At 47.5% G+C, this 18,416-nt stretch carries 16 protein-coding genes; 8 read left to right on the top strand and 8 right to left on the bottom strand.

What is annotated here, in order from left to right:
- Positions 1-24: 24 nt before the first annotated feature.
- The 4 genes from C943_RS11580 to C943_RS11565 form a co-directional block, all read right to left on the bottom strand.
- Positions 25-1,710 carry a sodium:solute symporter family protein gene (locus C943_RS11580; RefSeq protein WP_008627849.1) on the bottom strand — a complete coding sequence of 562 codons (1,686 nt, stop codon included), beginning with the start codon at positions 1,708-1,710 and terminating at the stop codon, positions 25-27.
- Positions 1,711-1,727: 17 nt separating this feature from the next.
- Complete coding sequence (locus C943_RS11575) at positions 1,728-1,988, bottom strand: DUF4212 domain-containing protein (protein WP_040480536.1); 261 nt, start codon at positions 1,986-1,988, stop codon at positions 1,728-1,730.
- A 231-nt stretch (positions 1,989-2,219) separates the two neighbouring features.
- Positions 2,220-3,005, bottom strand: coding sequence for a ZIP family metal transporter (locus C943_RS11570; RefSeq protein ID WP_008627844.1), 786 nt, complete (start codon positions 3,003-3,005; stop codon positions 2,220-2,222).
- 32 nt (positions 3,006-3,037) lie between these two features.
- Positions 3,038-4,102, bottom strand: a complete 1,065-nt coding sequence (locus C943_RS11565; protein WP_008627841.1) for an FAD:protein FMN transferase — start codon at positions 4,100-4,102, stop codon at positions 3,038-3,040.
- Positions 4,103-4,257: 155 nt separating this feature from the next.
- Between C943_RS11565 and ruvB the strand changes: the two genes are divergently transcribed.
- Entirely contained in the window at positions 4,258-5,301 is a 1,044-nt protein-coding gene (ruvB, locus tag C943_RS11560; protein ID WP_008627838.1) for a Holliday junction branch migration DNA helicase RuvB, read from the top strand.
- Positions 5,302-5,307: 6 nt separating this feature from the next.
- Positions 5,308-6,252 (top strand): tRNA epoxyqueuosine(34) reductase QueG, encoded by a 945-nt coding sequence (gene queG, locus C943_RS11555; protein WP_008627835.1) that lies wholly within the window; start codon positions 5,308-5,310, stop codon positions 6,250-6,252.
- Here the strand turns inward: queG and C943_RS11550 are convergent.
- Both C943_RS11550 and C943_RS11545 read right to left on the bottom strand, forming a co-directional pair.
- Positions 6,249-8,045, bottom strand: coding sequence for a Kelch repeat-containing protein (locus tag C943_RS11550; protein WP_008627834.1), 1,797 nt, complete (start codon positions 8,043-8,045; stop codon positions 6,249-6,251). The genes queG and C943_RS11550 overlap by 4 nt on opposite strands.
- Positions 8,046-8,049: 4 nt before the next feature.
- On the bottom strand, positions 8,050-9,198 hold the full coding sequence (locus C943_RS11545; RefSeq protein WP_040480422.1) for a hypothetical protein: 1,149 nt from the start codon (positions 9,196-9,198) through the stop codon (positions 8,050-8,052).
- Between the two features lie 177 nt (positions 9,199-9,375).
- Here C943_RS11545 and C943_RS11540 point away from each other — a divergent pair, with 177 nt between their 5' ends.
- Positions 9,376-10,548, top strand: a complete 1,173-nt coding sequence (locus C943_RS11540; RefSeq protein ID WP_008627832.1) for a hypothetical protein — start codon at positions 9,376-9,378, stop codon at positions 10,546-10,548.
- Positions 10,549-10,566: 18 nt separating this feature from the next.
- Here C943_RS11540 and C943_RS11535 read toward each other — a convergent pair whose 3' ends face one another.
- Positions 10,567-10,758, bottom strand: coding sequence for a hypothetical protein (locus tag C943_RS11535; RefSeq protein WP_008627831.1), 192 nt, complete (start codon positions 10,756-10,758; stop codon positions 10,567-10,569).
- Between the two features lie 115 nt (positions 10,759-10,873).
- Here C943_RS11535 and C943_RS11530 point away from each other — a divergent pair, with 115 nt between their 5' ends.
- From C943_RS11530 to C943_RS11510, 5 genes are all read left to right on the top strand, one after another.
- Entirely contained in the window at positions 10,874-12,316 is a 1,443-nt protein-coding gene (locus C943_RS11530; RefSeq protein WP_008627830.1) for a BatD family protein, read from the top strand.
- On the top strand, positions 12,309-13,385 hold the full coding sequence (gene aroC, locus C943_RS11525) for a chorismate synthase (RefSeq protein ID WP_008627829.1): 1,077 nt from the start codon (positions 12,309-12,311) through the stop codon (positions 13,383-13,385). The genes C943_RS11530 and aroC overlap by 8 nt, the downstream gene beginning before the upstream one ends.
- Before the next feature lie 14 nt (positions 13,386-13,399).
- On the top strand, positions 13,400-14,740 hold the full coding sequence (locus C943_RS11520; protein ID WP_008627827.1) for a dicarboxylate/amino acid:cation symporter: 1,341 nt from the start codon (positions 13,400-13,402) through the stop codon (positions 14,738-14,740).
- Positions 14,741-14,834: 94 nt separating this feature from the next.
- Positions 14,835-16,157, top strand: coding sequence for an Nramp family divalent metal transporter (locus C943_RS11515; protein WP_040480420.1), 1,323 nt, complete (start codon positions 14,835-14,837; stop codon positions 16,155-16,157).
- A 133-nt stretch (positions 16,158-16,290) separates the two neighbouring features.
- Positions 16,291-17,412 carry an AAA family ATPase gene (locus C943_RS11510; RefSeq protein WP_008627824.1) on the top strand — a complete coding sequence of 374 codons (1,122 nt, stop codon included), beginning with the start codon at positions 16,291-16,293 and terminating at the stop codon, positions 17,410-17,412.
- Positions 17,413-17,418: 6 nt separating this feature from the next.
- Here C943_RS11510 and rsgA read toward each other — a convergent pair whose 3' ends face one another.
- Positions 17,419-18,342, bottom strand: coding sequence for a ribosome small subunit-dependent GTPase A (gene rsgA, locus C943_RS11505; protein WP_008627821.1), 924 nt, complete (start codon positions 18,340-18,342; stop codon positions 17,419-17,421).
- Positions 18,343-18,416 lie beyond the last annotated feature (74 nt).

Here is an 18,416-nt window from a genome sequence, read left to right as displayed (position 1 = left end):
AATGGATCAAATAAGTGTGGGGGATCAATGTCCCGTAGCCTGTCCGGCGCCTCTCGGAATCCGAATTTCCTCTACCATCTTTTGGACTTCCTGTGGGGGTGCCGGGGTAAATCTCGAAACGAGCATACACACGACGAAATTGATCAACATGCCGATAGAGCCAATCCCCTCCGGCGATATGCCAAACCACCAGTTTTCGGCGCTGTTCATTTCAGGAGCCACAAACTTGAAGTAAACGATATAGGCCATCGTGAACACTAGCCCGCAAAGCATTCCCGCGATTGCTCCTTCCTTGGTCATTCGGGAGGAAAAAATTCCCATGATGATCACGGGAAAGAACGATGCCGCCGCCAGTCCAAAGGCAAAAGCCACCACTTCCGCCACAAAGCCTGGAGGATTTACGCCAAAATACCCCGCCAAAATTACGGCCCCTGCCGCTGCAAGCCGGGCGATTCGGAGTTCTTTCTTTTCGGACATTTTTGGGTTGAAGGTGCGGAACAAATCCCTGGAAACCGATGTGGAAATGACCAAAAGCAAGCCGGCAGCCGTGGATAATGCAGCAGCCATCGCGCCCGCAGCCACCAATCCTACGACCCAATTGGGTAAATTCGCTATTTCGGGATTTGCGAGTACCATGATGTCCTTGTCAATCGACAGCTCGTTGGCAGCGGGGTCAGCAAGGTATTGGACGACGCCGTCACCGTTTTTGTCGTCCACTTTGATCAGGTTTGTTTTTTGCCAGTTGGTCACCCATGCTGGTAGTTCGTCGATCGGTTTTTCGGCAACGGTATCAATGGCATTGTAAATTCCAAATGCCGCTACCGCCGGGGCCGTCGTATACAAAATGGCGATGAAAATCAACGCGTAGCCTGCCGATAATCTGGCGTCTTTGACCCTTGGCACCGTGAAAAACCTTACGATCACATGAGGCAGCCCCGCAGTACCAACCATCAGTGCAAGGGTAATTGCCAACATATCCACCATTCCTTTTCGGCCGGAAGTGTAAGCTGCAAAGCCCAATTCCTGAAGCACCCCGTCGAGCTTGTCCAGGAGTGCGCTGCCGTCAGCCACCGTGCCACCCAGTCCTATTTGGGGAATGGGATTGCCGGTCAGTTGCATGGACACAAAAATCGCCGGAACCATGTAGGCGAAAATTAAGACGCAGTATTGTGCAACTTGGGTGTATGTGATGCCTTTCATCCCGCCCAAAACCGCGTAAAAGAAGACGATGCACATCCCGATAATCACGCCTGTGTTGATATCCACCTCAAGGTATCTTGAGAAAACAATTCCCACGCCGCGCATTTGACCTGCTACATAAATGAAAGAAATGAACAAGGCACAGATCACAGCCACCACACGGGCCTTGTTGGAATAGTACCGATCCCCGACAAAATCCGGCACAGTGAATTTTCCGAATTTCCGAAGGTACGGTGCCAACAGCAATGCCAACAACACATATCCACCCGTCCAGCCCATCAAGTACACCGAGCCATCATAGCCAGCAAATGATATGATTCCTGCCATCGAGATAAAGGAAGCGGCCGACATCCAATCCGCCGCGGTCGCCATGCCGTTTGCCAAAGGAGAAACGCCGCCACCGGCCACGTAGAATTCCTTTGTCGAGCCTGCGCGGGTCCAAATGGCAATGCCGATGTAGAGTGCAAACGAAGCACCAACGAGTATATAGGTCCAGGTGATGATATCCATATCGAAGTAGCGGTGCCTTAGTTTTCGTTTACGTCAAATTCCTTGTCCAGCCTGTCCATCCGGTACACGTAGACAAAAATCAAGATCACGAAGCTGTAAATCGAGCCCTGCTGTGCAAACCAAAACCCGAGCTTGAATCCCCCCAGTTTGATGGCATTCAAGTATTCGACCAAAATAATCCCAAACCCAAACGAGACTACGAACCAAATCAGGAGCAGGGAAAACAGCGTTTGAAGGTTTTTGCGCCAATAAAGCTTCTTGGAGGTATTTTGATCCATGGTATCGGTAAGGATTGGTTTAAAAACAATATCCAATCGGTAATTTTCCTTCTAAATTCGATATTTCCAAATGAAATGGGATGGGGAGTCGTTCCAGGGGAAATAATCCCTTGGCAAATGTTCCCTTGGCCTGTTTTTACTTTGGACTATTTGGATTTGCAAAAAACAAAGGTTGCTCCTAATCTTTCGCCGGGTGTTTTCAGGAGGAAATGGCGGGTACCGGAAAACAGATCAAACCACCATCTCCAGCGCCACTGCCAAAGCAAAAGCCGCCATGCTGAGCAAAACCTTGTTGAGATAGAAGCGATGGTCGGGACTGCTTTCGAAAAATATCGTGGTGGAAATATGCAGGAATCCCCCGGCGACCATGCCGTAGAAAATATTCAAGGCCTCTTTTTCCATTATCTTGCTTTCGTAAAGAAAATTACTCAGCAACATACCGAGCGGGGAAGCCAAGGCAAATACGACCAACAATGCGAATACCCAACGCTTCTTGATGCTGCTCATCAGCACGGCGACAAGGGCAAATGCCTCGGGGCCCTTGTGCAGCAAGATGCCCAACAGGAGATTCCCATTACCATGGCTGTGATGGTGGTGATGTCCTTCGTGGTCGTGATCATGGGAATGACCCAGTATTTCGCCGGTTTCAGTCAGGAGCGTGCCTTCCAAAAATGCATGGAGAAAAAGCCCGATCATGATTGTCCAAACCCCCACCTGCACGCCGTGGTGATGGGCATGGTCGGGATGGTGGATATGCCCATGCTCCACGCCTGTCGACAGCAAGGCCAAAATCTGCTGCAATAAGAAACCCAATAGGATGTACAAACCCATCCGCGTCGGATCGGATGATTCCATGAACAGCTCTGGCAAAATATGCAATACCGTAATCGCAAACAGATATGAGCCAGCAAATACGAGCACAAGTTTGAAGTATCGCTCCTCCCAACTCGGGATGAAGTATGCCAAGCCACCAGCTAGCAGCGCAGTAAAAAACAATAGGAGGAAATTGAACAGCATCTAGGTTTGGTTCAATAGGTAATGGGTAGGTGTCAATTTGTAGGAAATGAAAGATAGGGTTTCATCCCTTCGCTTGCGTGAAATTGCATTTGGCCGAGGGAGTCGTTGAAGATCAGGAAGATTTCAAAATCCTTCAATTGTTCTTGCAGCGCGATGGCTCTTTCTGTTCCCACGACCATCATAGCCGTGGCCATGGCGTCTGCACGCATGCAGTTTTCCGCCACCACGGTTGCGCTGAGCAATCCATGCGACACAGGTCTGCCGGTTGCCGGATTGATCGTATGGGATATTTTCAGTCCGTCCACTTCGTAGTAGTTGCGGTAGTTTCCCGAGGTGGCCATTCCTTGGTTGTTGAGTGCGAGAATGCTGAACAGGTCATCTGACCGTCCCAATTCTTCCGGCTTATTGACTCCGACTTTCCAGAGTTCGCCTTTTTCATTGGTGCCCCTCGCGACAAGCTCTCCCCCGATTTCGACCAAGAAATTTGATATGCCATTATTTGCGAGAAAATCCCCGACCACATCCACACCGTAGCCTTTTGCGATGGCCGAAAAGTCCAGGTAAATCCCCGGTTTTGTTTTCCGGACTGAAATGGAATCAAACTGGATACCGTTAAAGCCAACGAGTTTGAGGATCTCATCGATATTGACACTATCCTTGAGTTGAGGGCCTCCTGGCCCAAATCCCCAAAGATTTACCAATGGACCGACCGTTGGGTCAAATGCGCCTCCTGTTTCCTCAAAGACCTTTTTGCTCTCAATTAGCACCGGCAGAAAATAGGGCAGTCCAAAGCGCAATGAATCGCCCTGATTTAGGCGGCTCAGCTCCGAGTCCGGAATGTAGGTTGATAATGATTGGTTGAAAACACCAAGGAGCGAATCGATTGCCTGTTGGAAATTGCGCTCTTCTGCATCCAAATACACGATTCGATAGGTAGTGCCCATGGTGTTTCCTGTGAGCGTCACCTTTCCGGTAATGGTCTCTTGTTCTTCCGATGCAGGCTTTTCCTGCTTGTTTTGTCTGTAAAGCCAAACGATGGCTACCAAAAACAAGAGGATTATGGAATAAATGATGTTCTTGTTGGCGTTGGAACGCATGACATGGAATTTTCTCGAAAGTTAAGGCTTATTTTCCAAACAAAGTTCCAAATCCAAACATCAAATGCAATTCGATTGCAGAATGTCGGACGAGGAAATGGTAGGCAGCAGCTTGCCCCGATTTTTCTATATTTGCAGATAGGCCAACCGGAAGTATGAGAGAAGATTATTTGAGTGGGGACAAAAGTAAAATGAATTCCTCTGACCGGGAGATAGAACGGGCATTGCGCCCCTTGAGCTTTGATGACTTCACTGGTCAGTATAAAATTGTAGAGAACCTCAAGGTTTTTGTCTTGGCTGCAAAGCGGAGAAATGAACCGCTCGACCACGTACTCTTGCATGGACCTCCCGGCTTGGGAAAAACCACCCTGAGCCATATCATTGCCAACGAGCTCGAAGCGGGTATCAAAATCACTTCAGGGCCTGTTCTTGACAAACCCTCCGATTTGGCCGGCTTACTCACCAACCTTGAGGAAGGAGACGTACTCTTCATTGACGAGATCCACCGCCTCAATCCCGTCGTAGAGGAATACCTCTACTCGGCAATGGAGGATTTCAGGATTGACATCATGTTGGACTCAGGTCCCAATGCCCGCTCTGTGCAGATTTCCCTGAATCCCTTTACGCTGATAGGTGCCACGACGCGTTCGGGTTTGCTGACTTCTCCGTTGAGGGCAAGGTTTGGGATCAATTCAAGGCTGGAGTATTATGATGCCAAGTTGCTGACGGACATCGTGACGCGGTCTGCGGGGATTTTGCAAACACCGATCGATGAGGTAGCTGCTTTTGAGATTGCGAGAAGAAGCCGGGGGACACCACGCATCGCGAATATGCTCCTGCGTCGGACCAGGGATTTCGCCGAAATCAAAGGCAACGGGAAGATTACCCTGGAGATCGCCAAGATTGCGCTACAGGCACTCGATGTGGATGAAAATGGCCTTGATGAAATGGACAACAGAATCCTTTTGACGATCATCGAAAAGTTCAAGGGCGGACCGGTTGGACTAGGCACCATCGCTACTGCCTGCGGCGAGGAATCCGAAACGATCGAGGAGGTATATGAACCGTTTTTGATCCAAGAAGGATACCTGAAGCGGACTTCCCGGGGACGGATGGCTACCGAATTGGCATATAAACACCTCAAAATCAAACCCAATTTTGGAGGAGGAATGGGGACCTTGTTTGACCCAGAGATATAGAAAAAGATGAACGGCCTGTCCGAAAAATATGCCCAAATCGTCAAGACCCAAGCCAAAAGCTTGGGCTTTGATTTTTGTGGCATTGCCAAGGCGGGTTTTTTAGAGGAGGAGGCGCCAAAGTTGGAAGTCTGGCTCAACAAGAATTACCACGGTCAGATGTCCTACATGGCCAACCACTTTGACAAGCGACTAGATCCGACCAAGCTGGTCGAGGGCGCCAAGTCCGTGATTTCATTGATTTACAATTATTTCCCTGGAAAGAGGCTTCCCGAGGGCCCCGAAGACCTCAAGATCGCCAAGTATGCGTATGGACAAGACTACCACCTGGTGGTCAAAGACCGACTCAAGACCCTGATGGAAAACCTCCGAAAGGAAATCGGTGAGATTGGTGGAAGGGCCTTTATCGACTCCGCGCCGGTAATGGAACGTCAGTGGGCGCAGAAGTCAGGATTGGGTTGGGTGGGAAAAAACAGCCTGCTGCTCAATAGGGATATGGGGAGCTTTTTTTTCCTCGCAGAGTTGATCGTCGATGTGGAAATCAGCCCCGACCCGCCAATGGTCAAGGACTATTGCGGCACTTGCACCCGCTGCATCGATGCTTGTCCGACGGATGCCATCGTTGCGGATGGTGTGGTGGACGCATCCAAATGCATTTCTTACCTGACCATCGAGCTGAAGGAAAACATCCCCGCCGAGTTCAAGGGGAAAATGGAGAACTGGATTTTTGGCTGCGATATCTGTCAGGATGTCTGTCCATGGAACAGGTTTTCGAAGCCGCACAGGGAGCCGCTTTTTGAGATGAGCCCCGATTTGGCCAATATGGGCAAGCGTGAATGGCAGGAAATCACCGAAGAAGTATTCCAGCAGGTCTTCGCCAAATCCCCCCTCAAGCGTAGCAAATGGAGCGGCTTGAGGAGGAATGTTTGGTTTGTTGAAAGCAGGGAAGGTTAGTCAAGTAGTCTGTGTAGTTCGAATTGTTCTGGATAGACCCTGGCATCAGGAAGGCCGAAAAAGACATTTCCTTCGATCACAAATAGTTTTCCTCTCCTCTTTTCTGCAAAAGGGATTGATTGCAAGGGTGTCAATTTGTTGTCTGGGAGGTTTAATCTGAAGATTTCTCTGCTTCCATCCGATATAAATAATTGATTTTGAAATCCAACCATGGAAGGCTGACCATCTCTATCATACCATGTACCGGATGACACAGGGATGGGTTCCGTTCCGATCGTCAAAGAACGAATAATCAACTGGCTTTGCTCGAAGGATCGACCCAAAAAATAGACTCTATTATTAGCGATGGCATATGCTTGGGAATCTTTGAATTCTTGTGGTACTAAAATACCCGTGTCGATCCAGGTTTGATTCGAAGGATTGAAATAAAAGTAACTTTCCCTGTTTAGAAATACGACGTAAATGAGTCCGTTTAACTCAAAAATCTTATTTACAAAAGTGGGTCCCTCAGACATGTCAGGCAGTTTTGTCCATTTCTTTGAATCCAAATCAAACTTGTGAAAGTCAGTATATCTGAGCACATCTTCGGAGTTTACCGGATAGTATCCCCCAAGACCATAATAGATCGCATTTTCGTTTCTTAAATACAAAAATCCATAGCCGGCTATATTTCTCGGTTTTGGATTCTCGGGTAGTCGACAGCAAAACGATAAATTTCCGGACAAGTGATCAAAAAAACTTACGGTAGATTGGTCTTGATTCACCCCAAATACAGTTTCTCCGAAGTTTTCGAAATGGGTGAAGTGGTGGGTATTTGGGTCTATCGTCGCCGCCAACTCCCAGCTTGACAAAACAGTTATGGGTTCAGGATATTCTACGAAGTCCTCCCATAGTATCGGCTTTAGTCTGAGTTTGTACTTTCCTGCTTTGAGGTTTGGAAATGTGAATGAGTAATTGTTTTGTCCAGATACTTCGACCGTTATGCCGATAGATCCGAATCCTTCCTCCGGTACCAATTGTGCGTTGTTGACCCATTCCGTTGGTTCAGACGTAGAAAAACTTACTGTTTCACCCACTTTGACTGAGGTCTTGTCTACAGATACAATTGTCGGCGCATCCAGTTCGAAGACTCCGGGAAATCTGAATGCCGATCCATACAAACGGAGCACCAAGTCGAATTTTTCTCCGAATAACTCTGTAGGAAAGGCCTGACTACCAATTCGATTCGCTTCAAATACAATTTTCTTCCTTTCGCTTGAAATCACTTTGATCTGAAACAACTCTTCTAATCCCTGAATCTTAACCTCAACTTGGCGCGGATCAGAAGGGAAAAAGTCCCCTTCAATCGTCACCTCGTGCCATGCAAGCAAGCGACTTGGAGAAACAGATGTCACGCTAGCATCCTTTATTCCTTTACTGGTAAATTCAAGCGCCTCGCCTCGAATCATTTGTTGTCCTTTTCTAACAAAAGGAGTCACTACATATACTTGATCTTTGACTAAGTCGTACTTTAATCTAATGCGGTTTATTGATTTTGGGCTGCCGGTGTTTTCCTCGGTAAATGTAAAGTTGTCATAGGCTGCTTGAGAACGATACTCCACCCCGTACGCGTCCACACTCGCCTTTCCTTCTTTTAAAATCTCAAACTCCACCGTCGCACCGGTACCGTCAATTTCCGTGACGGCGAGGCTTTTGATCAGCGGATAATCCCGCTCCGTGACGGTCGAATCCAATTGGCACCCGCCAATTACCAGCCATAGGCTGATGATGAAATAGCTGATTCTCTTTTCCATATACTTAGAATCTATATCCTATCTGTAAATTGATGAAGGTGATTTTGCTATCAATCTTCTGTCCTGTTAGGGAATTGCTCTTGATGCCGACGTGTGCCTTGAGCGGAATGATATCAAGGCCAATTCCGTAAACCATTCCTCGGTGCTGCTCGGCAATGGATACGGGTCTGTTGTCCATTCGCACCTCTGCGGGCTTGACCAAGGCCCCGGTTTGGATAGACTGTTGGCTGAGGGTCATGGAGAGCGTATAACCGACTTCAGCATAAAGCCGCAGCACCTGGGGCTTGAGGTCAAGGTAGTACCGTGCCGAAATTGGAAGCTGAACACCGATCCAAGTCAGGCTGATGTTTGTTTCAAATACTTCATTTGGCCTGACGGTCATCGTATGAAAGCCAGTCGAATTTAAGCCTGCTAGATACGGCATAAAGGAAACCGACAGATTGCGCCGAAAATTGGGGAAAGCTTCTACGCCTATCCCGCCCGTCAGCAGCATCATTGATTGCTCGACTGTGGCGTTCTGAAATTCAATCGGTATTTGGACATTTCCAGACCCGGTTCCTACGAAGGGTACGACCGAAATCGGCTTTGAAAACGTCCGCGGCTTGGTGACCTTGTGGTCGTTTTGAAGCAAATAGGGAAGCGAAAACTCATTCCGGTTGGTAAGTGCGATCAGATTTGCCACCAAAGGATTGTCGAGTTCCTCGGCAAGTGTTTCTTTGTAGCGCTCGTCCAGGAGCTTGAGTTCTCCGGATTTTGAATTCTCGATGTAATAGGAGGCGGTTTGACCTTGTCGACGGTAGATCCTAAAATTGGGGTTATCGGTCGGTAGGTATTCCAAGAATACCCTTTCGCCGTCGACGGTTCTTCGGAAAAAAAGCCGATCGTTATACCTGAACTCAGAGACGTCATCGATGCCGTAGGTAGTCGGAATATCCCTTTTAAATTTTTTGAAACTGATCTCGGAAAAAGCTTTGCTGGGCAATTTTTCGATGTATCCACTGAAGTGGACGGTGTCCATCAATAGGATGTAGTCGCTGTTTTTCTTTTCACGTTGCTGAGCCTTCGCCGGCAGGCACAAACCGACTAGCAATAATGTATACGTAAAAAATCGGCTGGCAAACAAGACTGTTTTGTAGGACGATTGGTGTGACATGGGTCAAGAGGAATTGAACGCAATAAAACTAATCCTGCTGCTATAACAAAAAATTTTATGCTTAATTTTAGTTTTATGTCGAAGAATATTTGATTTGACACGGGTTAGATGAAGCAAGGTGAAAATCAAGGTTAACCCAGATTTATTGGATAGATTTGTATCCCCAAGCACCACCCAATGAAACTGAGAGAAGTAAAGAATTCCAAGGACGAGCAAGATTTCTTGATGGCTCATGTCCGGATCAACCAGTCTTATCCCAATTGGATAAGGCCGTTTGACAAGGATATTTTGGAGGTTTTTGACCCGAAGAAAAATCGCCTGCTCCGTACCTCCAAGGCAGTACGATGGGTGCTTGAAAATGAAAAGGGAGATCTTATAGGCAGGATTGCCGCATTTGTCAATCCCAAATACAAAAGTAAGGGAGACGATGTACCAGTTGGAGGTATTGGTTTTTTTGATTCGGTGGATTCACAGGAAGTGGCGAATCTGTTGTTTGACACAGCGAAGAATTGGCTGGCCGGACACGGCATGGAGGCCATGGACGGTCCCATCAACCTCGGCGAGCGCGACAAATGGTGGGGTCTTTTGGTGGAGGGATTTGAGCCGCCCATCTACAATACCAACTACAATCCCCCTTACTATCAGCGTTTGTTTGAAAATTACGGATTCAAGGTTTTCTTCAATCAAATATGTTGGGGACTCAAAGTGGCAGATTCAGCCAGTCAGCTGGATTCGAAGTTTTATGAGGCCCACAGAAAAATCGCTGACACAGGGGAGTATTATGTCAAGCACATCAACAAGTCCCAATTGCCACGGGCTGCCAAGGATCTAAGTATTGTGTACAACAAGGCCTGGGCGAAGCACCAAGGCAACAAGGAAATCACTCCAGAGATGGCGCTGAAAATGCTTAAATCCATGAGTGCGGTGATGGACGAATACCTGATTTGGTTTGCCTACCACCACGATGAGCCGATTGCGATGTGGGTCAATCTTCCTGACATCAACCAAATTGTCAAGCATCTCAATGGCCAATTCAACCTTTGGGCGAAGCTGAAGTTTTTCCTTATTCAGAAGTTTAGCAAGATGGAGAAGTTTGTTGGATTGGTTTTTGGTGTAGTGCCAGAGTTTCAGGGCAAGGGCGTAGATTATTTTATGATTGTGGAAGCCGAAAAAGTCATCAAAGCAAAAACCCATTACAAAGACCTCGAACTTTATTGGCAGGGTGATTTCAATCCCAAGATGCTGAATATCTCAAAAAATTTAGGGGCTAACCAAACCCGACGGATGGTCACCTACCGGTATTTGTTTGACCCCAATAAGCCTTTTGAGCGCCATCCAATTTTGGATTAAATGGCGCTTCAGTATGTATTAACCCGCCAAAGCGACAAAATACTTGTCTAATACCGGCTGATATTTTCTGGAAAATTTCTGGTAACACCATTCTTTAAACTCTTGGATTTCGGCGGGCATCAGAAGATTCAGCGCCTTCCTCAATTCTTTCTCGAATAGTTTTTTGTCGAAACTTACTTTCGTCAAAATTGTCTTCACGTACTCTAGCATATGTCAAACAGTTTAAGGTGAAAAGAATTGGCAACGCCTAGTTTTACGACACGTAAATAGGTTTGTTGCGTTTAAAATATAAAGCTATTTTGCAGGCCTTATTGATTTGCCTACCATGTTGAAAACGATTGTCGGTACTGTATTGGTATTATTTTGGGTGTTAAATTTTGCCCAGGCCCAAGAGGTGACGATTGAACTGGGACCGAGCGAAATAGGTCTAAACGAGACTTTCAGCATTAAGGTCACTATTTCAAATGACAAAATCAAGTCCTACGACGAATTTCCCGACATTCCGAGTTTCCAAAAGCAGGGCTTGTCGCAATCTTCCTCGATGAATGTCATCAATGGACAGGTGAGCAGCACCAATTCCATTATTCAATATTACAAACCCACCAAGAAAGGGGAATTTACCTTGGGTCGATTTAGCATCAAGATTAATGGTGCTGATTATACTTCCCCCGGCAAGACAATCACGGTCGGCGACCCCCGTGGGGCCCAGCGCCAGTCCAATGTATTTGATCCTTTCAATGACCTTTTTGGAGCTACGCCCGAGGAGCCGGAATTTATCGAAATTGAGGATGATGCATTTTTTGCGTCCACGGTGGACAAGGAGGAGATATTTGTAGGGGAGGGTTTGAACGTTAGTCTGGCATTCTACATGTCTGAGACCAACCAGGCTCCATTCCAGTTCTATGAGCCCGGAAGGCAACTGGATGAGATTTTGAAAAAAATGAAGCCTTCCAATGCTTGGGAGGAAAACTTCAACATAACCAATATCCAACCCGAACGTGTTAGCTTCAACGGCAAAAATTGGATCAAGTATAAGGTGTACGAGGCCACCTTTTTCCCTTTTTCCGAAGGAGAAATCACCATTCCGGCCATTTCTTGGGAAATGATCAAGTACAAAGTAGCGAAGAACCCGACTTTCTTTGGAGCCAACCGCTTGGAGGATTTCAAGAAGTTTTATTCCTCAGCCAAAAAGATCAAGGTGAAGCCACTTCCCCCTCATCCACTTCGCAATGAGGTTAGTGTCGGCGTTTTCCAACTTAGGGAAAATATTCAGGAATTTGAAGCCCAAACCGGAGAAGGGTTCACGTACAATTTTGGTATCAGTGGGGAAGGAAACATCAATTCCATCAATCCCCCGAAAACAAAACAAATCCATCTTCTCAATACCTACGACCCCAACGTCCGACAGCAAATCAACCGCGGCAACGGGCGTGTCACAGGAATCAAGGAGTTTAATTACTATATGACCATCAATGAACCGGGCCAAGTGAAATTGGAGGACTATTTTGACTGGATATACTTCAATCCGGTGACCGCCAAGTACGATACCCTCAGGCCTACGGCAATCGTCAACGTCAGCGGGGAGTCAAAAGTCAACCAAGCCATCTCCAATCAGCGCTTGGGCGGTATCTATGATTTGATCGATGTGGAAAACAACAAACTTTCAAACAAGCGATATAAGTACTATTTTTCAGTTTTGATGAATTTATTATTGGTCGGATCGGTGATTTTGCTGGCCGTCCTGATTATGAGAAAAGGCAATGGGTAATTCATTTGGGAGAATTTTCAGAATCAGCACCTTTGGGGAATCCCACGGATTGGGCCTTGGAGTCATTATTGAAGGCTGTCCAGCAGGCCTGCCGATTGATGAGGATTTTATCCGCGAAGAAATGCAGCGGCGAAAGCCCGGTCAGTCCAAAATCACAACACAAAGAAAAGAGGAGGACGAATTCCAGATCCTTTCCGGGGTATTTGAGGGCAAAAGCACGGGTACGCCCATAGGCTTGGTTATCATGAATACCGACCAGAAAAGTAAAGACTATAGCCATATTGCCGACAAATTCAGACCTTCCCATGCAGATTTCACCTACTTTGAAAAGTATGGTATCCGTGATTACCGAGGTGGAGGTCGCAGCAGTGCAAGGGAAACGGCCGCTCGGGTAGCTGCAGGAGCTATCGCTAAGTTGTTTCTAACGCACTATGGAATCACCGTTCAGGCTTTCGTAAGCCAAGTCGGTGACTTGAAATTAGGAAAGTCTTACCAAGAATTGGATTTAGCAAAGACCGAGGATAATATCGTTCGTTGTCCTGACCCGGAGACGGCCGATCGGATGATCGAGCTGATTGACCAAGTGAGGAAGGATAGGGATACCATTGGCGGTATCGTGAGTTGCGTGGTCAAGGGTACACCGGTAGGTTTGGGAGAGCCGGTTTTTGACCGTCTCCATGCAGATATGGGGAAAGCCATGCTGAGTATCAATGCCGTAAAGGGCTTTGAATACGGTAGCGGCTTCGAAGGCGTGAAGATGCGTGGGTCTCAACATAACGACGCCTTTTACCAAGAAGGAAACCGTGTCCGAACCCGAACCAACCACTCGGGTGGCATCCAAGGCGGTATCTCCAACGGCGAGGATATTTATTTCAATGTGGCATTTAAGCCTGTTGCCACGATTATGCAGGATCAGGAGTCCGTTAGCGAATCCGGAGAATCTGTGGTAGTTTCCGGAAAAGGGAGACATGACCCTTGCGTAGTGCCGCGGGCGGTCCCGATCGTAGAAGCGATGGCGGCGCTCGTTTTGGCTGATCATCTGCTGATCAGCCGTACCAATAAGCTTTAAACCAACATTTCGACATGTTCAAGAAAATCTCCCTCCCTACCCAGATCATCATTGGCCTCGTGCTCGGACTCGTATTTGGTTTGGTCATCATCAAGTTTGGATTGGATCCTTCTTTCACCCTTGATTTTATCAAACCCGTCGGGACAATTTTCATCAATTCATTGAAAATGATCGCGGTGCCCTTGGTCTTTGCTTCATTGGTGATCGGCGTATCTAATTTGGGGGATATCTCCAAATTGTCCCGGATTGGTGGAAAAACACTATTTGCCTATCTCGTGACAACAATCATTGCGATATCGGTAGGTTTGTTGTTGGTGAATTTGCTTCGCCCCGGCGAAAGTCTTCCGCAATCCACCCGTGACAATTTGCTATCACTCTATGACGATACCGTTGGCACAAAGGCGAGCCAAGCAGCCCAGGTAAATCAACAGGGCCCTCTCCAGCCGATTATAGATATGGTTCCCGAAAATATCGTGAAAGCCGCCGCTGACAATGGCAGTATGCTCCAGGTTGTGTTTTTTGCCATCATCGTCGGCATTGCCTTGCTGCAGATTCCAAAAGAGAAAGCCAAGAGTTTCACCTCATTTTTTGATGCGTTCAATGATGTCATTATCAAAATCGTCGAATACATCATGCTCATAGCGCCTTACGGTGTGTTTGCATTGATGGCCTCTCTGATCGTGGAGATCGCTGGCGAAAATCCCGATTCGGCTGTTGAATTGCTTTTTGCGCTGGCCAAATATTCCCTCATTGTCATAGGAGGGTTGGTCTTGGTCGTCGCCGGGGTGTATGTGGTTATTTTGAAGAGTTTCACCAAGTTGCCCGTTAAGGATTTCTTCAAAGCGATTCGTCCTGCGATGTTGCTGGGATTCTCTACCTCTTCAAGTAATGCTACGCTGCCCGTGACCATGCGTCAGGTGGAAAACGAGATAGGTGTCTCTGAGGAGATCAGCAGCTTTGTGCTTCCTTTGGGTGCGACCGTTAACATGAATGGGACAAGCCTTTACCAAGCGGTGGCGGCGGTCTTTATCGCTCAAGCCTTGGGTATGGACCTGACACTTTCACAGCAATTGACAATAGTACTTACCGCGACTTTGGCGGCAATTGGCTCAGCTGGTGTCCCTGGCGCCGGCTTGATTATGCTGATTATCGTACTGGAGGCTATTGGCGTGCCCGGTGCTGGAGTAGCGCTGATCATCGCCCCGGATCGGATTTTGGACATGTTCCGTACGGTGGTCAATATCACGGGCGACGTCGTGGTGTGCGTCGCGGTAGCATCTACCGAAGGTGAACTTCCCGATGGGCTTATCCGGCAGTCCAATCCGTTTACTCCGAATCTGGAAAACAAGGAGTAGCGCTGCAAAGACGCTGCTAAAGGGCTGGAATTCTTTTCCTCTAAATCCTTAAGGGGGTGCTGAAATAGGGGTGTTTTCCCCTATATTCAGGATCATGAAATTGATCGGCATTCAAAATCCTCCAACTTCGCTGAAACATAGGCTCGGTTTTTTGGGGCCAGGATTGATTTTGTCGGCTTCGATCGTAGGTTCTGGAGAATTGATCGCCACCACGGTCCTAGGTGCAAAGGCTGGGTTCGTGACTTTTTGGGTGATTTTGTTGAGCTGTCTAGTGAAAGTAGCCGTCCAACTTGAGTTTGGGAAAAACGCCATCCTTTCAGGGCGGCCCTTGATGGAGGAATTCAACCATTTCGAGGGCCCCCGTCTTGGAAAAGCGAATTGGGCAGTCTGGTCTGTTTTTGCTCTTACCCTATTCAAAATCCTGCAATTAGGCGGTATGCTGGGTGGAGCGAGCATCATTCTCAGCCTTGTTTTTCCGCCTATCCCTGTCGCGGTTTGGGTGGTTTTGTCCGGTTTGTCGCTGAGCCTTTTTGTTTACAAAAACAAATACTTCCTGATCGAAAAGACAGCAACCGTGCTGGTATTTGGTTTTACGATTTTCACATTAGTCTCTCTGGTAGCACTCTTTTTCACGCCATTTGCATTCAGTTGGGAGGAAGTGCACTCTGGATTGGAATTTAAACTTCCCCGCGAGGCGATATGGGTGGCAATTGGGGCATTCGGTATCACGGGCGTGGCGAGTGATGAGATTATTGCCTATACTTATTGGTGCCAGGAAAAAGGATATTCGAAATATGTGGGGCCAAATGATGGCAGTGAGGCTTGGCGAAATCGTGCCGATGGCTGGCTGAGGGTGATGTACCTGGATTCGTTTTTGGCCATGTTGGTGTACACGATTGTCACGGCTGCTTTTTATTTGTTGGGTGCGGCGGTATTGCATGGGGAGGAAAGCATTCCCGACGGCAACGATTTGATTTTGGCTTTGGCGGGAATCTATACCGAAACGCTGGGAACTGGTGCCAAGTTGGGGTATTTGGCAGGAGGGTTTTTCGCACTTTACTCAAGTGTGTTTGCTACCTTGGCCTACTGGTCCCGCTTGCTGCCGGATGTTTTTGCCCAATTTGGCTGGATAAAGGCATCCAAAGATCGGGGTAAATGGGTAGCTATTTTGGCTTGGGCGTTGCCCGCTATTTGGGCGCTTACCTTCCTTTTCGTCAAATTACCCGGGGTCATGATCATTTCGGGTGGCGTAGTCGGTTCGGTTTTGCTATGGGTAGTCGTTTGGGCAGCGATCAAGTTTCGTGCTAAGAACCGCTCTTTGAAACTATTGACGGGACCTTGGACCGAGGCATTTTTTTGGGTGAGTGTAGCGGCTATTTTGGCAGTCTCCGTATATGGCTTGAGCAAGTTGTGGTGAGTGACCGCATGGATTGCGAGGAGCATTGCTATCATTTTTCCATTCGTTTGCAAATCCAACGTTATTGCGTAAATTGCGTTACGTAAAATGCGTTACGTAATTTGCGCAATAAAATCTCTGATTTGAAAATAATATGAAAACCCCCGACAATCCATTCGTACTGCATACCTATCACGGTAAGAAATACTTCTGTGACAGGGAACATGACATCGAGAAATTGCAGGAGCACATCCAAAACGGGCGAAATGTGGTCTTGTATGCTTGGAGGCGATTGGGGAAGACAGCCTTGATCCAGCGGTTTTTCGATCTGCTCGAAGAGGAGGGAGAGCACGAGACGATTTTTGTGGATTTTTTGGCCTGTCATTCGATCGATGAAGCGGTACAGGCCATTGCCAGTTCACTGTATGATCGGTATGGGAAATTGGAGACGGGTTTTTCCGCTTCCTTTCAAAAACTACTGGCTTCGATAGGGGCAACGCTTAGCTTTAGTCCACTTACCGGTGCTCCTGAGCTAAGTGTGGGCGTGCGCCCTCCGGACAGTGAACCCAAGTCATTGACGGCCTTGGGCGAGTTTCTGCGCGAAAGGAAAAAGAAAATCGTGCTTTGTATGGATGAGTTCCAGCAAATCGCCCATTTTGAAGAAGCCAAAGCGGAGGCTGTCTTTCGGTTTTGGACACAGCAATTTCCCGATATCCGCTTTATCTTCAGTGGAAGTCACCGCACGATGATGGTCGAAATGTTTGCATCGGCAAGTCGCCCTTTTTACCAAAGTGCCCAACTGCTTTCCCTGAAGCCTATCCCTTTGGACCGATATACCGATTTTATCCAAGGACATTTTGCTGAAGCTGGGAAATCCATTTCCAAAGAACAAATTGAGAGAGTCTACACTTGGGCAAGGTCGCAGACTTACACCATCCAGTTGGTTTGCAACTATTTGTATTCCCGGTCGACCGTCGTCGAAGATGCCGAAATCGAACAAGTTTTGGTAGAAATCTTGGAGCAGCAGCAGGCGGTATTTGCCAATTTCTCCAAAATCCTCACCCATACCCAATGGCGGGTCCTCAAGGCAATAGCCAAAGCAGAACCTTTGCACAATCCGCTGAGCAAGGATTTTCTCCAAAAGTATCGTTTGGGTGCGGCGAGTTCGGTCAGCACAGCCCTGAAGGCCCTCCAAAAGTCCGAAATGGTCGTAGTAGATGAGGGTGCCTACTTGGTGCACGAAGTTTTGCTCGCTCGTTGGATGGCAAGACTTTAGGACGTTTTATTTGTGGTCTTCTTCTTCGAAAAGAATCTTCAGATAGCTTTCGTACCGATAAGGATGGATGTATCCTTCCTCTACTTTTTGCAGGACAATACAGCCAGGTTCGTTGACATGGCGGCAGTTGTTGTAGCGGCACTGCCCTAAGTAGGCGCGCATTTCGACGAAATAGTGGGAAAGTTCAAATTCGTCGATATCCAAAATCCCAAATTCCTTGATGCCCGGCGTATCGATCAAGTACCCATCGCCCTCCCATTCAAACATCTCGGCAAAAGTGGTTGTATGAACGCCCTTTGAGCTGAATTTGGAAATCTCCTTGGTACTTTGTTGTGCCGCGGGGATCAGTTGATTGAGCAATGTGGATTTTCCTACGCCCGAATGTCCTGATAGCAACGTTGATTTTCCATCCAGCAATTTTCCCAATTTTGATTTCAGGTCACGATCGTTCAGTGCGGATACTTCAATCACAGGATATCCGAGTGGGTCGTAGATCTCGTGAAGTATTCCGAGAAAATCACGGTCTTTTTCAGATTGAATCAAATCTGCCTTGTTGACAATGATCGTCACCGGTATCCTAAAGCTCTCCGTGCTGACCAAAAAACGGTCAATGAAACCGAGTGAAGTCCGAGGCTGCGACACGGTCACGATCAGAAATGCCTGGTCGATATTGGAAGCGATAATGTGGGAGAAGTGGGTCTTTCTGGTGGATTTGCGGATGATGTAATTCTCACGGGGCAAAATCTCCATAATGACCATGCTGCTGGAATTTTCCTCTTTCTCCATTTCCACCTCATCACCTACCGCAATCGGATTCGTCAGTTTGAGATCGTCTTGCTTGAATTTTCCGCGTAGCCTTGCCTGCACATATCCAGCCGGCGTCTTGACAGTGTACCAGCTTCCGGTTGATTTGATGACCTTTCCGAACATGGATTATTTTTGTCCAAAAATAGCTGATTTCACCATCTTTTCTTTGCGAAAAAATGCCCGCTACGCCGATCATA

This window comes from Mariniradius saccharolyticus AK6, from assembly GCF_000330725.2.
In the GTDB taxonomy this organism is placed as follows: Bacteria; Bacteroidota; Bacteroidia; order Cytophagales; family Cyclobacteriaceae; genus Mariniradius; species Mariniradius saccharolyticus.
This window is presented reverse-complemented; position numbering and strand designations above follow the sequence as displayed.